This is a genomic window from Pseudomonas sp. HMSC063H08, from assembly GCF_001813645.1.
Classification (GTDB): Bacteria; Pseudomonadota; Gammaproteobacteria; order Pseudomonadales; family Pseudomonadaceae; genus Pseudomonas; species Pseudomonas aeruginosa.
The window spans coordinates 53,485-68,150 of the sequence record NZ_KV813388.1 but is presented as its reverse complement, the minus strand read 5'-3'; the positions used below and the strand labels follow the sequence as shown (position 1 = coordinate 68,150).

Below are 14,666 nucleotides of genomic sequence, written 5' to 3'. Positions count from 1 at the left end.
ATCAGGCCGCGGCGAACTGCCCGGCGATCTGCCGGCGGGCGGCGGCGATGGCCTGGGCGCGGGGCTCCTCGCCATAGGCCAGGCCTTCGGCGCGAACCACTTCGATATCGGTGATGCCGAAGAAGCCCAGCACGGTGCGCAGGTAGCCTTCGTGGGCCGCGCCGGTCGGCTGGCCGGCATGCACGCCACCGGCGGTGGAGACGATCACCACTTTCTTGTCGCCGGCCAGGCCAACCGGGCCGTTCTCGGTGTAGCGGAAGGTCTTGCCGGCGACCGCGATGCGATCGATCCAGGCCTTGAGCTGGCTGGAGATGGTGAAGTTGTACATCGGCGCGCCGATGACCACGACGTCGGCGGCGAGGAACTCTTCCAGCACTTCTTCGCCCACTGCGGCTTCATGCTTCAGCGCGGCATCGCGCAGCTCCGCCGGGGTGCTGCCGGCGGCCAGGGTCAGGGCGGAGAAGTGCGCCACCGCGTCGGCGGCCAGGTCGCGGTAGGTGACGTCAAGCCCGTCTTCGTTCTGCCGCCAGGCCTGGACCAGCTCGGCGCTCAGTTGGCGGGAAGCGGAGGCGTCGCCGAGGATGCTGGAATCGATATGCAAAAGTTTCATGTCTCGCTCCTGAAAGTGGGGGATCGCAGTGTGGCGATCGAGTGGTTTGCATCCTACCGGCAAGGCCAATCGACGATTAGTCGGCAGAAACATGACTATTCGTCCCACACATAGGACAATCTGTTTTTCCCCCAGCGGAGCGCCTGCATGCCCCACGACCTCAACGACCTCTACTACTTCGCCAAGGTGGTGGAATGCGGCGGCTTCGCCGCGGCCGGACGCGAGACGGGGATTCCCAAGTCGCGCCTGTCGCGGCGCATCGCCGAGCTGGAGGAACGCCTCCAGGTACGCCTGCTGCACCGCACGACGCGCAAGCTGGTGCTCACGGAGGTCGGCGAACGCTACCTGCAGCACTGCCGCAACCTGCTGCTGGAAGCGGAGATGGCCGAACAGGTGATCGCCGAGCTGAGCGTCGAGCCGCGTGGCCGGCTGCGCCTTTCCGCACCGGTGGCCATGGCTTCGAGCAACCTGGCCGACCTGTTGCCGCGGTTTCTCGAACGACACCCGCAGGTCCAGCTGGAAATCCTCCTGACCAACCGCCGGGTCGACCTGCTCAACGAGGGGGTGGACGTGGCACTGCGCGTGCGCGAACTCGGCGACGAGGACCCTGCGCTGGTCTGCCGGCGCCTGGCTCCGGCGACCACGCAGATCCTCGCCGCCCCGTCGCTGATCGCCGGGCATCGCCTGGAACATCCGGAAGACCTCGAGGACCTGCCCTTCCTCGGCGCTATCCATAACGACCGCAAGGTCCACGCGACCCTGATCGGGCCGGATGGCAGCCGCTACCAGTTGGAACGCGAACCGCGCCTGGGCGTCGACGACTTCGTCCTGCGCAAGAAAGCCGCCGTGGCCGGCCTCGGCGTCACCCTGCTGCCCGAAGGCTACTGCGACAGGGAACTGGCCGATGGCAGCCTGGTGCGCATCCTGCCGCAGTGGACCTTGCCGAAAAGCACCATGCAGGCCGCCTACCTGCCGCGCAGCAGCCAGATTCCGGCGATCCGTGCTTTGATCGACTTTCTCGTGGAAGCCCTGCAACGCCCCTCGGGCGAGACCGGCCCGGCCTACCGCCGCGCCCGCGAGTGAGCCGCGCCGTTCAGCCGATCCACTGCAACAGCGCGGCGGACAGGCGCCCGCCGAGCAGGCTGTCGAGCCAGAACAGCTGGTGCAGCAGGACGATGCCCCAGAACACCAGTTGGAACGAGAGCTTGCGGGTCTTGTGGCGGAACGCCTGCTGCGCGACCAGCGCGCCAGGCCAGCCGCCAAGCAGCTCGAACAGGTGCAGGCGGACCTCCGGGGTACGCCAGTCGCCGCGTGCGGCGCTGCGCTTGTCCTGCCAGTAGAGGGCGAATGCGAGCAGGCTGGCCAGCGGATAGGCCAGCAGCGGCCAGAGGGCCTGTCCGTCCAGGTACATCCGCCAGGCGCCGGCGGCCGGCAGCACGCAGAGGATCAGCAGGACCAGCAGCTTCGCCAACGGGCGCTGCAACGCGCTCGGCGGAGTCGGCGCCGGCCGTGCCTGGGCCCGCGTCACCGGCGCCTGGGCGCCACGGCGGACAGTCGGCGGATCGAGGGTCAGCGCGTCCAGCCGCGCCCTCTCGGCGCGCAGGCGGCCCTGGGCATCCTGGCTGGCGAGAAACCACACCTGGTCGCCCTGGCGGGGACGGCGGTCACCACGGAACGCGGAGATATGCAGGAAGACTTCTTCCCCGCCGGTCTTCGGCAGGATGAAGCCGAAGCCCTTGTCGTCGTACCAGCGGCTGATCATGCCCGGCTTTTCCATATCCACTCGCTCGCTACCCGTTTCGCGCTGCATTCTAGCCACCCGCGGCGGCCAGGCGAAAAAAACGCGGCTCGCGCCGCGCCTTTTACCTGGTTCCCGGGCCTCACATTTCGCCGGCGGTGCTCCAGTCGATCAGGTGGAATTGCCAGGTCGCCAGGATCAGCAGGCCGAAGGCGATCCGATACCAGGCGAAAGCCGCGTAGCTGTGGTTGCCGATGAACTTCAGCAAGGCACGCACCGCCACCATGGCGAAGACGAACGAGGTGACGAAGCCGACGGCGAACACCGGCAGGTCTTCGGGGCGGAACAGGTCGCGGTACTTGTAGCCGGAATAGACCGCGGCGCCGACCATGGTCGGCATCGCCAGGAAGAACGAGAACTCGGTGGCCGCCTTGCGCGAAAGGCCGAACAGCAGGCCGCCGATGATGGTCGCGCCGGACCGCGAGGTGCCGGGGACCATCGCCAGGCACTGGGCACAGCCGATCTTCAGGGCGTCCTTCCAGGTCATGTCGTCGACGTGTTCGGCGTGGATCACATGCTTCCGGCGCTCGGCCCAGAGCATGACCACCCCGCCCACCACCAGCGCCAGGGCGACGGTGATCGGATTGAACAGCCACTCGTGGATCAGGTCGGCGAACAGGACGCCGAGGACTACCGCCGGGAAGAACGCGATCAGCAGGTTGGCGGTGAAACGCTGGGCCTGGCGCTGGCTCGGCAGGTCACGGACGACTTGAAAGATCTTTCCACGAAACTCCCAGACGACAGCGAGGATCGCCGCCAGCTGGATGATGATGTTGAACGCCTTGGCGCGTTCGCCGCCGAAGCCGATGAGGTCGGCGACGATGATCTGGTGCCCGGTGCTGGAAATCGGCAGGAACTCGGTCAGCCCTTCCACGACGCCCAGGATGAACGCCTGGAAAGCAGTCCACCACTCCATGTTTCTCCCCCTTCTACTACTGTCCCGAACGAGCTTTCGTTGTTCTCGGCGATACACTTGCCGTCTTTTATGAAGGCCTTACGACTCCGAAGAACCCGACCAGTTCCCCCACTGCCGAAGTCGAAACCGGCGGGCATGCTACCAGAGCGGCCGGCAAAGAATCTTGGAATTGTTGCCGGCCGGCGTCCGAACGAATCCGTCCGCGCCCCCCTTTTTCCCAGGCCTTCGCGAAGCGCCGGATACATTCGCTACAATGCGTCCTCGTCGCATGAGGGCCTTCCGTGTCACCCCTTGAACTCTTCGCCGCTTCGCTCGGCGCCATCGCCGTCTACCTGACCGTCCGCCAGAATCCCTGGTGCTGGCCCATCGGACTGGTGATGGTGGCGCTCTACGCCTGGATATTCTTCGAGGTGAAGCTTTATTCGGACATGCTCCTGCAAATGGTCTACGCGGCGCTACAGCTCTATGGCTGGTGGCAGTGGACCCGCGGCGGGCAGGACCACGACGGCCGCTCGGTGAGCCGCCTGAACACCGCGCAGCGCCTCTACGGGCTCGGTGCGGGCCTGGTCGGCAGCGTCGCGCTCGGTTACCTGATGGCCAACCACACCGATGCCGCCAGTCCCTGGTGGGACGCCGGATTGACCGCCTTCAGCCTGGTGGCGCAATGCTGGATGGCGCAGAAGCGCCTGGAATGCTGGGCCCTGTGGATCGCCGTGGACGTGCTGTTCGTGGCGCTCTTCGCCAGCAAGGCGCTGTACCTGACCGCCGCCCTCTACGCCCTCTTCACCCTGCTGGCGATCCACGGCTGGCGGACCTGGCGCCGCGACCCGGCATTACGCGAGGGCGTCGCCGCATGAAGGTGCTGGTACTCACCGGGCCCGAATCCAGCGGCAAGAGCTGGCTTGCGGAGCAGCTCCAGGCCCGCTTCGGCGGCCGGGTGGTCGGCGAGTACGTCCGCCACTTCATCGACGAACAGCGCCGCGACACCTGCTACGCCGACATCCCCGCCATCGCCCGCGGGCAACTGGCCTGGGAGGATGCCGCCCGCGCGGAGCGGCCGGCGCTGCTGATCCTCGATACCCACCTGCTGAGCAACATCCTCTGGAGCCGGATTCTCTTCGGCGCCTGCCCGGACTGGCTCGAACCCGCCCTGCTGCGGCGGCGCTACGACCTGCACCTGCTGCTCTCTCCGGAGGGCGTGGCCTGGAGCGCCGACGGCCAGCGCTGCCAGCCGGAACTGGCGCAGCGCCAGGCATTCCATCGCGAATGCCATGCCTGGCTGGAGCGGCATCGGCAGCCCTACCGCGCCATCGCCGGCGACTGGGCCGAGCGCCGGCGCCAGGCTTTCGCCGCAGTGCAAGGGCTGCTCCGGGACGGCTGACGGGCCGGCCCTGTCACGCCGCCGATACACCGCCAGCGCGGTCCGGGCCTTGGCGCAGAGCGTTTCGCGACGGCACCGCGGAAAGCTGTCTCGGCGCTGAAACAGCTCCAGGCGCGTCCCCGGCAGGCTTCGCCCCCTGGTTGGCGGGCCTGCTGTTGCACGGATGCAACACTGTCCGCCAGGTTCCCCCGGCACTCACGGCCAAGTCCTTGATGGACAAGGAAAGCGCAAAACCGGCACGCCCCATGCTCGCTCCCTGCCAACGCTGATTAGGGCTCAGCGCCAACGAAGGAAGCGCCATCATGTCGGGGAGTTCGCTACGCATCGTCGCTCCAGCGCTGCTGGTCATCGTCGGCTCCGTGCCGGCGAACCTCCCGCCCGCGCATGCGGCGGACGGCACGATCGTCGTCCAGCGCCAGGTCCAGCCACGGGTCGCCTACCGTCCGAGCATGGTGCCCGACCCACATCCCACCGTCGTCGACACCAACGTCTCCGCCGAGGTCAACGCCCTCGCCAACGGGGCGGCCAGCGGCAATACCGTGAGCCGCGAACTGGGCGATGCCGACTTCGCCATCGTTACCAGCGGTTCCGGGATACGCAGCATGATTCTCCCCGGTGGCGCCCTGCCGGGTTTCGCCAACCAGCCGGCGAACCCGGCGACGGTCCAGGCCGTCGGCAACCTCGGCACCACCCACGGCGCGGGAGGCGGCGCCGGCGCCGGCCTCGCCGGGCAGATCAACGGCAGCCTCAAGCAGGGCCTGGCGCCGCTGCAGATGCTCGGGGGTGGTCAATGAAGCGCCTGTCCGCCCTCCTCCTCGCCTTCGCCTGTATCGCGTCGCTCCAGGCCGACCCGCTGGCCTCACGCAATCGCGCCAGCATCGATGCCAGCGGCACCTACCGCGGCAACTTCGCCCTCAACCAGGCCGCCGGCGACGCCCAGCAACAGAGCAACGTTCGTGTCGTCGCGGTCGGCTCCGCGGCCCTCGTCGGCAACGACCAGCGCCAGCATCTGCAACTCGACGCCAGCCAGCCGATCGCGGCCAGCGCCAGCATCTCGGGGGCGGCGCTACGCGGCAGCGGCATCCTCGGCGTCAACCAGGGCGCCGGCCTCGGCAACCAACAGATCAACGCCTTCCGGCTGAGCGTCAGCAACGGCCCGGAAAGCCTGGATGACAGCGTTCTCGCGCAAAGCGTGGCGCTGACCAAAGTCTCCGGTTCGGCCACTCCGGTCCCGGGAGGACGCAGCGTCTCGACGGACGATCGCGCCTTCGCCGGGAGCAGCGGCGTGGTGCAGGTGAACCAGAGCGCTGGGGTGGGCAATCAGTCGATGAACACCCTCAGCGTCAGGGTCATGGAATGACTCTGCCAAGCCAACACAAGCCCAACACTAAGCACAGAAATGCAAGGAGAAACGCCATGAAAGCGACTATGGTCCTGACCCCGCTGGCCCTGGCAATGGCTGCAGTGCTGTCGGTATCGGCCTACGCCGGAAACGAAGGTGGCTGGCACCCGCCGAAACCCAACCCGCAGTCGAACAACAAGGGCGGAGCCACGGCCCTGGTGGTGGATACGCAGCAGAACTACAACAACAAGGTCAGCAACTTCGGCACGGTGAACAATGCCTCGGTGAGCGGCTCGATCAAGGATGCCTCGGGCAACGTCGGGGTCAACGTCGCCGCCGGCGACAACAACCAGCAGGCCAACGCCGCCGCGCTGGCCAGCGCCGACGCCAGCTTCGTGTTCGGCACCGCGACCGCCAGCACCAGCGTGCTGCAGAGCGGCTACGGCAATACGCTGAACAACTACTCCAACCCCAACACCGCATCGCTGAGCAACTCGGCCAACAACGTCTCGGGCAACCTGGGCGTCAACGTCGCCGCCGGCAACTTCAACCAGCAGAAGAACGACCTGGCCGCCGCCGTCTCCAACGGCCAGTACAGCACTGCCGGTAGCGCCGCGTCGCAGACCTCCACCGGCAACACCACCGTCAACAGCGCCAACTACGCCTATGGCGGCACCTACGTGTCGCTGAAGCTGAACGCCGACGGCAGCTACAAGGGCACCTCCGACCAGATCGGCAACGTCTACCTCGACACCTGGGAAGGCCAGACCCATCCGGGCGGCAGCAATACCGGCCACATCGACGTGGACAGCCAGGCCCAGGGCGCCAAGGACCTGAACCACGACGGCGGCGCGTTCGCCTTCAAGGAAAAGGGCGACGTCGACCTGAAAGGCACGGTGTCCGGCTTCATCCCGGCGATCGTCGGCTTCAAGACCCCGGTCACCAACAACGCCAGCCTGAGCAACTCGTTGCAGAACGTCTCGGGCAACGTCGGGGTGAACATCGCCGCCGGTGGCGGCAACCAGCAGAGCAACTCCCTGTCCATCGCCGCCGGTTGCAGCAGTTGCCCGGCCGGTGGCGAGAGCCTTGGCTTCTGATCCTGGCCCAGGGGTTCCGGCGCCAGCCGGAACCCTTTTCCATCCGACACAGGAACCGGCCATGCGCACGCTCATCCTTTCCCTGCTGCTGCTCGTCGACCTCACCGCCCAGGCGGCGACCCTCGGCTTTCCCGCCCTGCCCGGCGGCGGCCTGGTCTACAAGCAGGTGCAGAGCATCCGCGAGCGGCGCTTCGCCGACCTGGTCGAGCAGAAGACCGATTTCAGCTGCGGCGCCGCGGCCCTCGCGACCATCCTGGAGAAGGCCTACGGCGCCCCGCTCGACGAGCAGGCGGTGATCCAGGGCATGCTCGCCCACGCCGACCCGGAGATCGTCCGCACCCAGGGCTTCTCCATGCTCGACATGAAGCGCTACGTCGAATCCATGGGCATGCGCGCGCGCGGCTACCGGATCGAGGCGGCGCAACTGGAACAACTGAAGATCCCCGCCATCGTGCTGATGGAAATCCGCGGCTACAAGCACTTCGTCGTCCTGCAACGCACCCAGGGCGAGTACGTGTACGTGGGTGACCCGGCGCTGGGGCACAAACGCTACGCGCTGACAGAGTTCGCCAAGGGCTGGAACGGCATCGTCTTCGCCGTGATCGGCCAGGGATACGACCGCGGCAATCCGCTGCTGACGCCGCCCGAACCGCTGACCGCGCGCAATCGCCTGGACCGCTTCAAACCGGTCAGGGACGCCGAACTGATGGAGTTCGGCTTCATCCAGAGCGATTTCTTCTGATCGCAGGAGCCGGATGCTCCGGGAGCACGCCATGTACCCGCACCACTGCTTCGTCCTCGCCTGCTGCCTGGGCGCTGCGCTGCCCGCCCCCGCCAGCGACCTCTTCGCCCCCGCCGAACTGAGCGACCAGGAGCTTTCCCAGTTGCGCGGGCGCTACGTGCTGCCGGGGCGGATCGTCAGCTTCGGGGTGACCATGAGCAGCACCTGGCAGAACGCCAGCGGCCAGGTCCTCGGCGCACGCGTCGACCTGCAGGTGCGGCAGAACCTGGCGCGCCCGGTCCTCAACGTCACCCTGGTCGATCGGCCAGGCGACGCCCCGCCACCCGTCGCCGGCAACGGCCAGGTCCTCGGCGGCGCCGGACTGGCGCAGACCCAGGGGGTCAGCCAGAGCATCCGCACCGCCGGCGACCACAACAGCGCCAGCAATGGCGTCAGCATCGAGGTCCGCCACGGCGAGGCGCCGCCGCCACTGCCGGGCGGCACGCCGCTGGAAGGTGCGCTGGCCCTCAGCGGCGAGGCCGGCACGGTGAAGGTCACGCCGAACGGCGGCGCCCTGCAACTGGCGATCCAGGCCAGCGGCCAGGGCGCCAGCCTGCAAAGCCTCGGCGCCGGCGGCCTGGTGCAGAGCGTGGCGCTCAGCGGAAACCGCAACCTGGTGCAGAACCTGGCGGCGCTCGAGGTGATGCTCAAGGACCGGCCGGGCGCCGATCCGGCACTGAATTGCACCTGGGAGCAATTGCGCGCGCTGCGCCCCAGCGGCTACTGAAAGTTGATCTAGTCTGAAATCACTGTGCTATCGGAAGGCCATAAAAACGGAACGGCAAACATGACCCAGACACTCTCGCTGCGAGCTGTCCTCTGCGCCACCACCCTGGTTTCCCCGTTCCTGGCGCAGGCCGCGACGGAGTCCGAGGTCGAGGCGCTGAAGAAGGAACTCCTGGAGCTGCGCCAACGCTACGAGGCCCAGCAGAACGCCCTGATGGTCCTCGAACAGCGCGTGCGCCAGGTCGAGGCGCAACCCCAGGCGCCGCAGCCGCAACGCCTGGTCAAGTCGATCCAGCCGCCGGCGCAGGCGCGCAACGACGCCAACGCGGTCGCCGGCACCTACGGCGCCAGCCTCAAGGACGATGGCGCGCCCGCGCCCAGCGTGGAAAACATCTACCAGGACGCCAGCGGCTTCTTCGGCGGCGGCACCTTCAGCCTGGAGACCGGCCTCACCTACAGCCACTACGACACCCGCCAGTTGTTCCTCAACGGCTTCCTGGCGCTGGACTCGATCTTCCTCGGCAACATCGGCGTGGACCAGATCGATGCCGACATCTGGACCCTCGACCTGACCGGCCGCTACAACTGGAACCAGCGCTGGCAGGTGGATATCAACGCCCCGGTGGTCTATCGCGAATCGACCTACCAGTCCGCCGGCGCCGGCGGCTCGACCTCGCAGATCACCGAGAAATCGGTGACCGGCGACCCACGCCTAGGCGACGTCAGCTTCGGCGTCGCCTACAAGTTCCTCGACGAAAGCGAGAGCACCCCGGACGCGGTGGTCAGCCTGCGGGTCAAGGCGCCCACCGGCAAGGATCCCTACGGCATCAAGCTGAAGCAGGTACCGGGCAACAACAACCTCAACGTGCCCGACGACCTGCCCACCGGCAACGGCGTCTGGTCGATCACCCCGGGCATCTCGCTGGTGAAGACGGTGGACCCGGCGGTGCTGTTCGGCAGCCTGTCGTATACCTACAACTTCGAAGAGTCGTTCGACGACATCAACCCGCAGCAAGGCGTGAAGACCGGCGGCAAGGTCAAGCTCGGCAACTGGTTCCAACTCGGCGTCGGCGTGGCCTTCGCGCTGAACGAGAAGATGAGCATGTCGTTCTCCTTCTCCGAACTGATCAGCCAGAAGAGCAAGGTCAAGCAGGACGGCCAAAGCTGGCAGACCGTCAGCGGCAGCGACGCCAACGCCGGCTACTTCGGCCTGGGCATGACCTATGCGGTGAGCAACAGGTTCAGCATCGTGCCCAGCCTGTCCATCGGCATCACTCCGGACGCGCCGGACTTCACCTTCGGCGTGAAATTCCCCTACTACTTCTGAGGGGCCACCGTTCGAGCCTGGGCATGCCTTACCCCTCGAAGGGATGCGTGAGCCTGGGAGCGATCCTCGCCTAGCTGCGCAGGGCGGATAACGCCGCAGGCGTTATCCGCCGGTAGCAACGGCACCGTCCCTCTCAAGCCTCGCCAGCGAGCGCCCGCTCGACTTCCTCGCGCGAGGGGATCGAGGTCTGCGCGCCGAGGCGGGTCACCGAGATCGCCGCGGCGGCCTGGCCGAAGCGGATCGCCGCCGCCTCGTCGAGGCCGCGCGCAAGGGCCGCGGCGAAGCCACCGACGAAGGTGTCGCCGGCCGCCGTGGTATCCAGCGCCTTGACCCGCGCCACCGGGAAATGCTCGACCCGCCCCTCGCCCACCAGCAGGGCGCCCTGGGCGCCGAGGGTGACGATCACCCTGCCGGCGCCCATTTCGCGCAGGCGCTCGGCGGCACGTCCGGCGCTCTCCAGGGAGTCCACCGGCAGGCGGCAGAGCAGTTCGCTTTCGGTCTCGTTGGGGACCAGGTAGTCCACCAGCGGCAGCCAGTCCGCCGGCACGTCGCGGGTGGCCGGCGCCGGGTTGAGGATCACCGTCTTGCCCAGCGCATGGGCCCGGCGCAGCACATGGCCAACCGTCTCCAGCGGGCTTTCCAGCTGGCAGACCACCACCTGCGCCTGCTCCAGCAAGTGTTCGTGGCGCGCCAGCACGGCCGGCGACAGGTGGCCGTTGCCGCCGGCGACGATGACGATGGCGTTCTGGCTGCTGTCGTCGACCACGATCAGCGCCACCCCGCTGGACTCCCCGGCCACCCGCTCGACACCCTGGCAGTCGATGCCCTCGGCCTGCAGCGCGCGGTACAGCTGGTCGCCGTAGGCATCGTCGCCAAGGCAGCCGATCATCGCCACCCCAGCGCCGAGACGCGCCGCGGCGACCGCCTGGTTGGCGCCCTTGCCGCCGGGAATGGTGGTGAAGGACTGCCCGGCGAGGGTCTCGCCGCCCCGTGGCAGGCGCGGCGCGCGCACCACCAGGTCCATGTTCAGGCTGCCCACCACCAGTACTTTCGCTTGCATCGTTGCGTCCTTGTTCCAGCCTCTCTCTAGCGAGGGCGCCCCCGGCGCCCGGTTCAGACCCGCACCAGCGGCGGCGCGGTGGATTCGCGCAGGACCAGCGCCGGCGCCACCACCCGCCGCTGCATCGGCTCCTCGCGCTCGGCGATGCGTTGCAGCAGCAGTTGCGCGGCGATCTCGCCGAGCAGGCGGATCGACTGGCCCACGGTGGTCAAGGCGGGAAACACGAAGCGGCTCAGCTCGATATCGTCGAAGCCGATCACCGACAGTTCGTGCGGCACCCTGATATTCAGCTCGGCCGCGGCGCGCAGCACGCCGATGCCGATCATGTCGTTGCCGGCGACGATCGCCGTCGGTCGCTCGCCCTCGCCGCCCAGCAGGCCGAGCGCCGCGTGGTAGCCGCCGGGGCTGCTGAACTCGCTTTCCAGCAGCCACTGCGGGCGCACCTCCAGGCCGGCCTTGGCCATCGCCCGCCGGTAGCCCTCGACCCGCAGCGTCGAGACCTTGGTCGACAGCGGCCCGCCGATGCAGGCGATGTCGCGATGGCCCAGTTCGAGCAGGTGGCGGGTCGCCAGGTAGGCGCCCATCTCATGGTCGATCTGCACCCGGTCGGCTTCCACGCCTTCCACCTCGCGGTCGACGATCACGGTCGGCGTGCGCATGTTCGCCAGCCCCTTGGCCAGCGCGCCGTCGCCGCCGGCGGACGCCAGGACCAGGCCGTCGATGCGTTTCTCCTGGAGCACGCGCAGGTAGTTGGCCTGCTTCTGCGGGTTGTCGTCGGAGTTGCAGAGGATCACGCAGTAGCCGTTGCGCTCGCAGCAATCCTCGATGCCCCGCGACAGCTCGGCGAAATACGGGTTGGTGCTGTTCGGCACCAGCAGGCCGATGATCGAGGTGGTGCGCACCTTCAGCGAGCGCGCCACCGCGCTGGGCACGTAGTGCAGCTGCGCGATGGCGTCCTCGACCTTCTTGCGCACCGCGTCGCTGACCGGCCGCGTCCTGTTCACCACATGCGATACGGTGGTGAAGGAAACCCCCGCCATCGCCGCCACGTCCTTCATTGTCGCCATCGTTCAGCCCTGTCTGCGGGCGCGATGGCTGCGGTAGGTATCCAGCACCACCGCTACCACGATCACCGCCCCGGTAATGATTCGTTTGGTCGGCTCCGACGCACCGATCTGCGCCAGCCCCGCCGCCAATACGGAAATGATCAGCACGCCGAAGAAGGTGCTGACCACCGAACCTCGCCCGCCCATCAGGCTGGTGCCGCCGATCACCACCGCGGCGATGACCTGGAGTTCCAGGCCGACCCCGGCGTTGGGATCGGCCGCTTCCAGACGCGAGATCTGGAACAGCGCGGCCAACCCGGCGAGCAGCCCCATCAGGGCGAATACTGCAATCTTATAGGGTTTCGGGTTCACACCGGCCAATCGCACCGCTTCTTCGTTGGTACCGATGCCGATCAGGTAGCGGCCGAACACCGTGCGGGTGAGCACCGCCTGGGCGGCGAACATCACCAGCAGGGCGATCACGAAGGCCGGCGAGATGCCGAACGCCAGCGGATTGGACAGCCAGGCATAGGCGTCGCCGATATAGGCCGTGCGCGAGTCGGTCATCTGGTAGGCCAGCCCACGGGCCATCTCCAGCACCCCGAGGGACACGATGAACGAGGGAATCCGCCAGGCCACCGTGATCGAACCGGTGACGCAGCCGGCCAGGGTCGCGCAGGCCATCCCGAGCATCGCCGCCGGCAGCACGCCCCAGCCCCAGCCGAGCGTCGCCAGGCTTACCGCCGAGGCCGCCAGGGCCAGCACCGAACCTACCGAGAGATCGATGCCGCCGACGATCAGGATGAAGGTCATGCCCACCGCCAGCACCACCAGGTCGGGGATCTGGTTGGCGATGGCGAGGAAGGTGCCATAGCTGAGGAAGTGGCTGCTCAGCGCCGAGAACAGCGCGATCATCGCCAGCAGCGCGCCGGCCAGGCCGAGGTAGGTGCCCAGGCCGAAATAGTTGCCGCGTCGCAGGGTTGGCGCTGCGGCGGCGGTAGCGGAAGACGTCGGGTCGCTCATTTCTGGTTCCTTGCGTTGCGTATTCACGACGTCGCCAGCAGCGCGTCGCGTTTCTTGTAACCGGCGAAGGCCGCCGCCAGCAGCGCGTCCTGGGTCCAGGCATCGCGCTCGAAGGTGTCCACCATACGTCCCGCCGAGAGCACGCCGATGCGATCGCAGATCAGCATCAGCTCGCGCAGGTCGCTGGACACCACCACCAGCGCCTTGCCCCGGCGGGTCAGTTCGGCGAGCAAGGCATAGATGTCGAACTTGGCGCCGACGTCGATGCCCCGGGTCGGCTCGTCGAACAGCAGCACCTGGCAGTCGCGTTCCAGCCAGCGGCCGATCACCACCTTCTGCTGGTTGCCGCCGGACAGTTCGCCCACCGCCTGCGCGGTGTCCGCGCAGCGCACCCGCAGCGCCTCCACCTGGCGCCGCGCCAGGGCCTCCTCGCGGCGCCGGTCGATCACCCCGTGGCGCGCCAGCGCCGGCAGGTTGCCCAGGGCCAGGTTGGCGCTGATCGACTGGTCCAGCAGCAGGCCCTCGCCCTTGCGGTCCTCGGTGATCAGCGCCACCCCCTGGCGCACCGAGTCGGCCGGCGAACGCAGGCTCAGGCGCTGCGGCGGATCACCAAGCAGGACCTGACCGCCGTCGGCACGGTCGGCGCCGTAGATCAGGCGCAACAATTCGGTGCGCCCGGAGCCGATCAGTCCGGAAATGCCGAAGATCTCCCCCGCGCGCACCTCGAACGACACCTCATGCACCTTGCCGCGCCGGCTCAGCCGCTCCACCCGCAGCAGCGGCGCACCGGTCTGCCGTGGGCCCAGGTCGAAGCGCTCACCCAGGTCACGGCCGACCATCAGGGTCACCAGTTGGTCGGCGTCGTAGCGCTCGATCGGCTCGACGCAGACCAGGCGGCCATCGCGCAACACCGCGATGCGCTGCGAAATCCGCGCCAGCTCTTCCAGGCGATGGGAGATGTAGACGATCGCCACGCCGCGTTCGCGCAGCCGCTCGACCTGCTCGAAGAGCATGTCCACTTCGCGCGCGGTAAGCATCGCCGTGGGTTCGTCGAGGATCAGCAAGCGGCAGTCGCCGATCAGGTTGCGGGCGATCTCGACCATCTGCTGGTGGCCGATGCCGAGGTCGCCGACCAGCGTGTCGGGATCGATCGCCTCCAGGCCGACCTGGGCCATCGCCTCGCGGGCCGCCGCGCGCAGGCGCCGACGGTCGATCCAGCCGGCGCGCCGGGGCAGGTCGTGGAGGAACAGGTTCTCCGCCACCGACAGGGTCGGCAGCAGGTTCAGTTCCTGCATCACCATGCGCACGCCCAGCGCCTCGGCCTCGCGGCGGCTGCCGGGGGCGTAGGGCCGGCCGAGGAGTTCCAGGCTGCCGGCGCCGGGACGCTCCAGGCCGCCGACGATCTTCGACAGGGTGCTCTTGCCGGCGCCGTTCTCGCCGGTCAGGGCCAGCACCTCGCCGCCGAACAGTTGCAGGTCGATCTCCGCCAGCACCGGCTGCGCGTAGGTCTTGCCGACCCCGCGGATGCTCAGCAGCGGCAATGCGTCGCTAGACATGGG

At 68.1% G+C, this 14,666-nt stretch carries 16 protein-coding genes; 9 read left to right on the top strand and 7 right to left on the bottom strand.

Annotation, left to right across the window (positions count from 1 at the left end):
* Position 1: 1 nt before the first annotated feature.
* On the bottom strand, positions 2 to 610 hold the full coding sequence (gene azoR2 / locus HMPREF2924_RS08080) for an FMN-dependent NADH-azoreductase AzoR2 (RefSeq protein WP_023094763.1): 609 nt from the start codon (positions 608 to 610) through the stop codon (positions 2 to 4).
* A gap of 147 nt (positions 611 to 757) precedes the next feature.
* Between azoR2 and HMPREF2924_RS08075 the strand changes: the two genes are divergently transcribed.
* Complete coding sequence (locus HMPREF2924_RS08075; protein ID WP_003088330.1) at positions 758 to 1,693, top strand: LysR substrate-binding domain-containing protein; 936 nt, start codon at positions 758 to 760, stop codon at positions 1,691 to 1,693.
* Between the two features lie 10 nt (positions 1,694 to 1,703).
* Here HMPREF2924_RS08075 and HMPREF2924_RS08070 read toward each other — a convergent pair whose 3' ends face one another.
* Both HMPREF2924_RS08070 and HMPREF2924_RS08065 read right to left on the bottom strand, forming a co-directional pair.
* Positions 1,704 to 2,420 carry a DUF1294 domain-containing protein gene (locus HMPREF2924_RS08070; protein WP_003132686.1) on the bottom strand — a complete coding sequence of 239 codons (717 nt, stop codon included), beginning with the start codon at positions 2,418 to 2,420 and terminating at the stop codon, positions 1,704 to 1,706.
* Positions 2,421 to 2,490: 70 nt separating this feature from the next.
* Positions 2,491 to 3,324 (bottom strand): undecaprenyl-diphosphate phosphatase, encoded by an 834-nt coding sequence (locus tag HMPREF2924_RS08065; RefSeq protein ID WP_003088326.1) that lies wholly within the window; start codon positions 3,322 to 3,324, stop codon positions 2,491 to 2,493.
* Between the two features lie 281 nt (positions 3,325 to 3,605).
* Between HMPREF2924_RS08065 and pnuC the strand changes: the two genes are divergently transcribed.
* From pnuC to HMPREF2924_RS08025, 8 genes are all read left to right on the top strand, one after another.
* Complete coding sequence (pnuC, locus tag HMPREF2924_RS08060; protein ID WP_003132688.1) at positions 3,606 to 4,181, top strand: nicotinamide riboside transporter PnuC; 576 nt, start codon at positions 3,606 to 3,608, stop codon at positions 4,179 to 4,181.
* On the top strand, positions 4,178 to 4,705 hold the full coding sequence (locus HMPREF2924_RS08055) for an AAA family ATPase (RefSeq protein WP_003117398.1): 528 nt from the start codon (positions 4,178 to 4,180) through the stop codon (positions 4,703 to 4,705). The genes pnuC and HMPREF2924_RS08055 overlap by 4 nt, the downstream gene beginning before the upstream one ends.
* 302 nt (positions 4,706 to 5,007) lie before the next feature.
* Positions 5,008 to 5,499, top strand: coding sequence for a hypothetical protein (locus tag HMPREF2924_RS08050; protein ID WP_023094764.1), 492 nt, complete (start codon positions 5,008 to 5,010; stop codon positions 5,497 to 5,499).
* Positions 5,496 to 6,065, top strand: a complete 570-nt coding sequence (locus HMPREF2924_RS08045) for a hypothetical protein (protein WP_004363662.1) — start codon at positions 5,496 to 5,498, stop codon at positions 6,063 to 6,065. The genes HMPREF2924_RS08050 and HMPREF2924_RS08045 overlap by 4 nt, the downstream gene beginning before the upstream one ends.
* A 56-nt stretch (positions 6,066 to 6,121) precedes the next feature.
* Positions 6,122 to 7,144, top strand: a complete 1,023-nt coding sequence (locus HMPREF2924_RS08040; protein ID WP_003088317.1) for a hypothetical protein — start codon at positions 6,122 to 6,124, stop codon at positions 7,142 to 7,144.
* Positions 7,145 to 7,205: 61 nt separating this feature from the next.
* Complete coding sequence (locus HMPREF2924_RS08035; protein WP_003117395.1) at positions 7,206 to 7,886, top strand: C39 family peptidase; 681 nt, start codon at positions 7,206 to 7,208, stop codon at positions 7,884 to 7,886.
* A gap of 13 nt (positions 7,887 to 7,899) precedes the next feature.
* A complete protein-coding gene (locus HMPREF2924_RS08030; RefSeq protein ID WP_004363666.1) occupies positions 7,900 to 8,652 on the top strand; it encodes a hypothetical protein in 753 nt (250 codons plus the stop codon).
* 60 nt (positions 8,653 to 8,712) lie between these two features.
* A complete protein-coding gene (locus HMPREF2924_RS08025; protein ID WP_003088309.1) occupies positions 8,713 to 9,978 on the top strand; it encodes a transporter in 1,266 nt (421 codons plus the stop codon).
* Between the two features lie 133 nt (positions 9,979 to 10,111).
* Here the strand turns inward: HMPREF2924_RS08025 and rbsK are convergent, their stop codons facing one another.
* From rbsK to HMPREF2924_RS08005, 4 genes are read right to left on the bottom strand one after another with little or no spacing between them, the layout of a single operon-like run.
* Positions 10,112 to 11,038: a ribokinase gene (rbsK, locus tag HMPREF2924_RS08020; protein WP_003088307.1), complete on the bottom strand. Its 927-nt coding sequence runs from the start codon at positions 11,036 to 11,038 to the stop codon at positions 10,112 to 10,114.
* A 53-nt stretch (positions 11,039 to 11,091) separates the two neighbouring features.
* A complete protein-coding gene (locus HMPREF2924_RS08015) occupies positions 11,092 to 12,105 on the bottom strand; it encodes a LacI family DNA-binding transcriptional regulator (protein ID WP_003119158.1) in 1,014 nt (337 codons plus the stop codon).
* A 3-nt stretch (positions 12,106 to 12,108) separates the two neighbouring features.
* Complete coding sequence (locus HMPREF2924_RS08010; RefSeq protein WP_003088303.1) at positions 12,109 to 13,107, bottom strand: ABC transporter permease; 999 nt, start codon at positions 13,105 to 13,107, stop codon at positions 12,109 to 12,111.
* Positions 13,108 to 13,130: 23 nt separating this feature from the next.
* Positions 13,131 to 14,663: a sugar ABC transporter ATP-binding protein gene (locus HMPREF2924_RS08005; protein WP_004363670.1), complete on the bottom strand. Its 1,533-nt coding sequence runs from the start codon at positions 14,661 to 14,663 to the stop codon at positions 13,131 to 13,133.
* Positions 14,664 to 14,666 lie beyond the last annotated feature (3 nt).

Excerpts from the sequence above, each read along its gene's own strand:
- HMPREF2924_RS08045 (WP_004363662.1), top strand. The coding sequence starts at position 5,496 with ATGAAGCGCCTGTCCGCCCTCCTCCTCGCCTTCGCCTGTATCGCGTCG.
- HMPREF2924_RS08025 (WP_003088309.1), top strand. The coding sequence starts at position 8,713 with ATGACCCAGACACTCTCGCTGCGAGCTGTCCTCTGCGCCACCACCCTG.
- HMPREF2924_RS08035 (WP_003117395.1), top strand. The coding sequence starts at position 7,206 with ATGCGCACGCTCATCCTTTCCCTGCTGCTGCTCGTCGACCTCACCGCC.
- HMPREF2924_RS08055 (WP_003117398.1), top strand. The coding sequence starts at position 4,178 with ATGAAGGTGCTGGTACTCACCGGGCCCGAATCCAGCGGCAAGAGCTGG.
- rbsK (WP_003088307.1), bottom strand. The coding sequence starts at position 11,038 with ATGCAAGCGAAAGTACTGGTGGTGGGCAGCCTGAACATGGACCTGGTG.
- azoR2 (WP_023094763.1), bottom strand. The coding sequence starts at position 610 with ATGAAACTTTTGCATATCGATTCCAGCATCCTCGGCGACGCCTCCGCT.
- HMPREF2924_RS08010 (WP_003088303.1), bottom strand. The coding sequence starts at position 13,107 with ATGAGCGACCCGACGTCTTCCGCTACCGCCGCCGCAGCGCCAACCCTG.
- HMPREF2924_RS08065 (WP_003088326.1), bottom strand. The coding sequence starts at position 3,324 with ATGGAGTGGTGGACTGCTTTCCAGGCGTTCATCCTGGGCGTCGTGGAA.
- HMPREF2924_RS08005 (WP_004363670.1), bottom strand. The coding sequence starts at position 14,663 with ATGTCTAGCGACGCATTGCCGCTGCTGAGCATCCGCGGGGTCGGCAAG.
- HMPREF2924_RS08030 (WP_004363666.1), top strand. The coding sequence starts at position 7,900 with ATGCTCCGGGAGCACGCCATGTACCCGCACCACTGCTTCGTCCTCGCC.
- HMPREF2924_RS08070 (WP_003132686.1), bottom strand. The coding sequence starts at position 2,420 with ATGCAGCGCGAAACGGGTAGCGAGCGAGTGGATATGGAAAAGCCGGGC.
- HMPREF2924_RS08050 (WP_023094764.1), top strand. The coding sequence starts at position 5,008 with ATGTCGGGGAGTTCGCTACGCATCGTCGCTCCAGCGCTGCTGGTCATC.
- HMPREF2924_RS08075 (WP_003088330.1), top strand. The coding sequence starts at position 758 with ATGCCCCACGACCTCAACGACCTCTACTACTTCGCCAAGGTGGTGGAA.
- HMPREF2924_RS08040 (WP_003088317.1), top strand. The coding sequence starts at position 6,122 with ATGAAAGCGACTATGGTCCTGACCCCGCTGGCCCTGGCAATGGCTGCA.
- HMPREF2924_RS08015 (WP_003119158.1), bottom strand. The coding sequence starts at position 12,105 with ATGGCGACAATGAAGGACGTGGCGGCGATGGCGGGGGTTTCCTTCACC.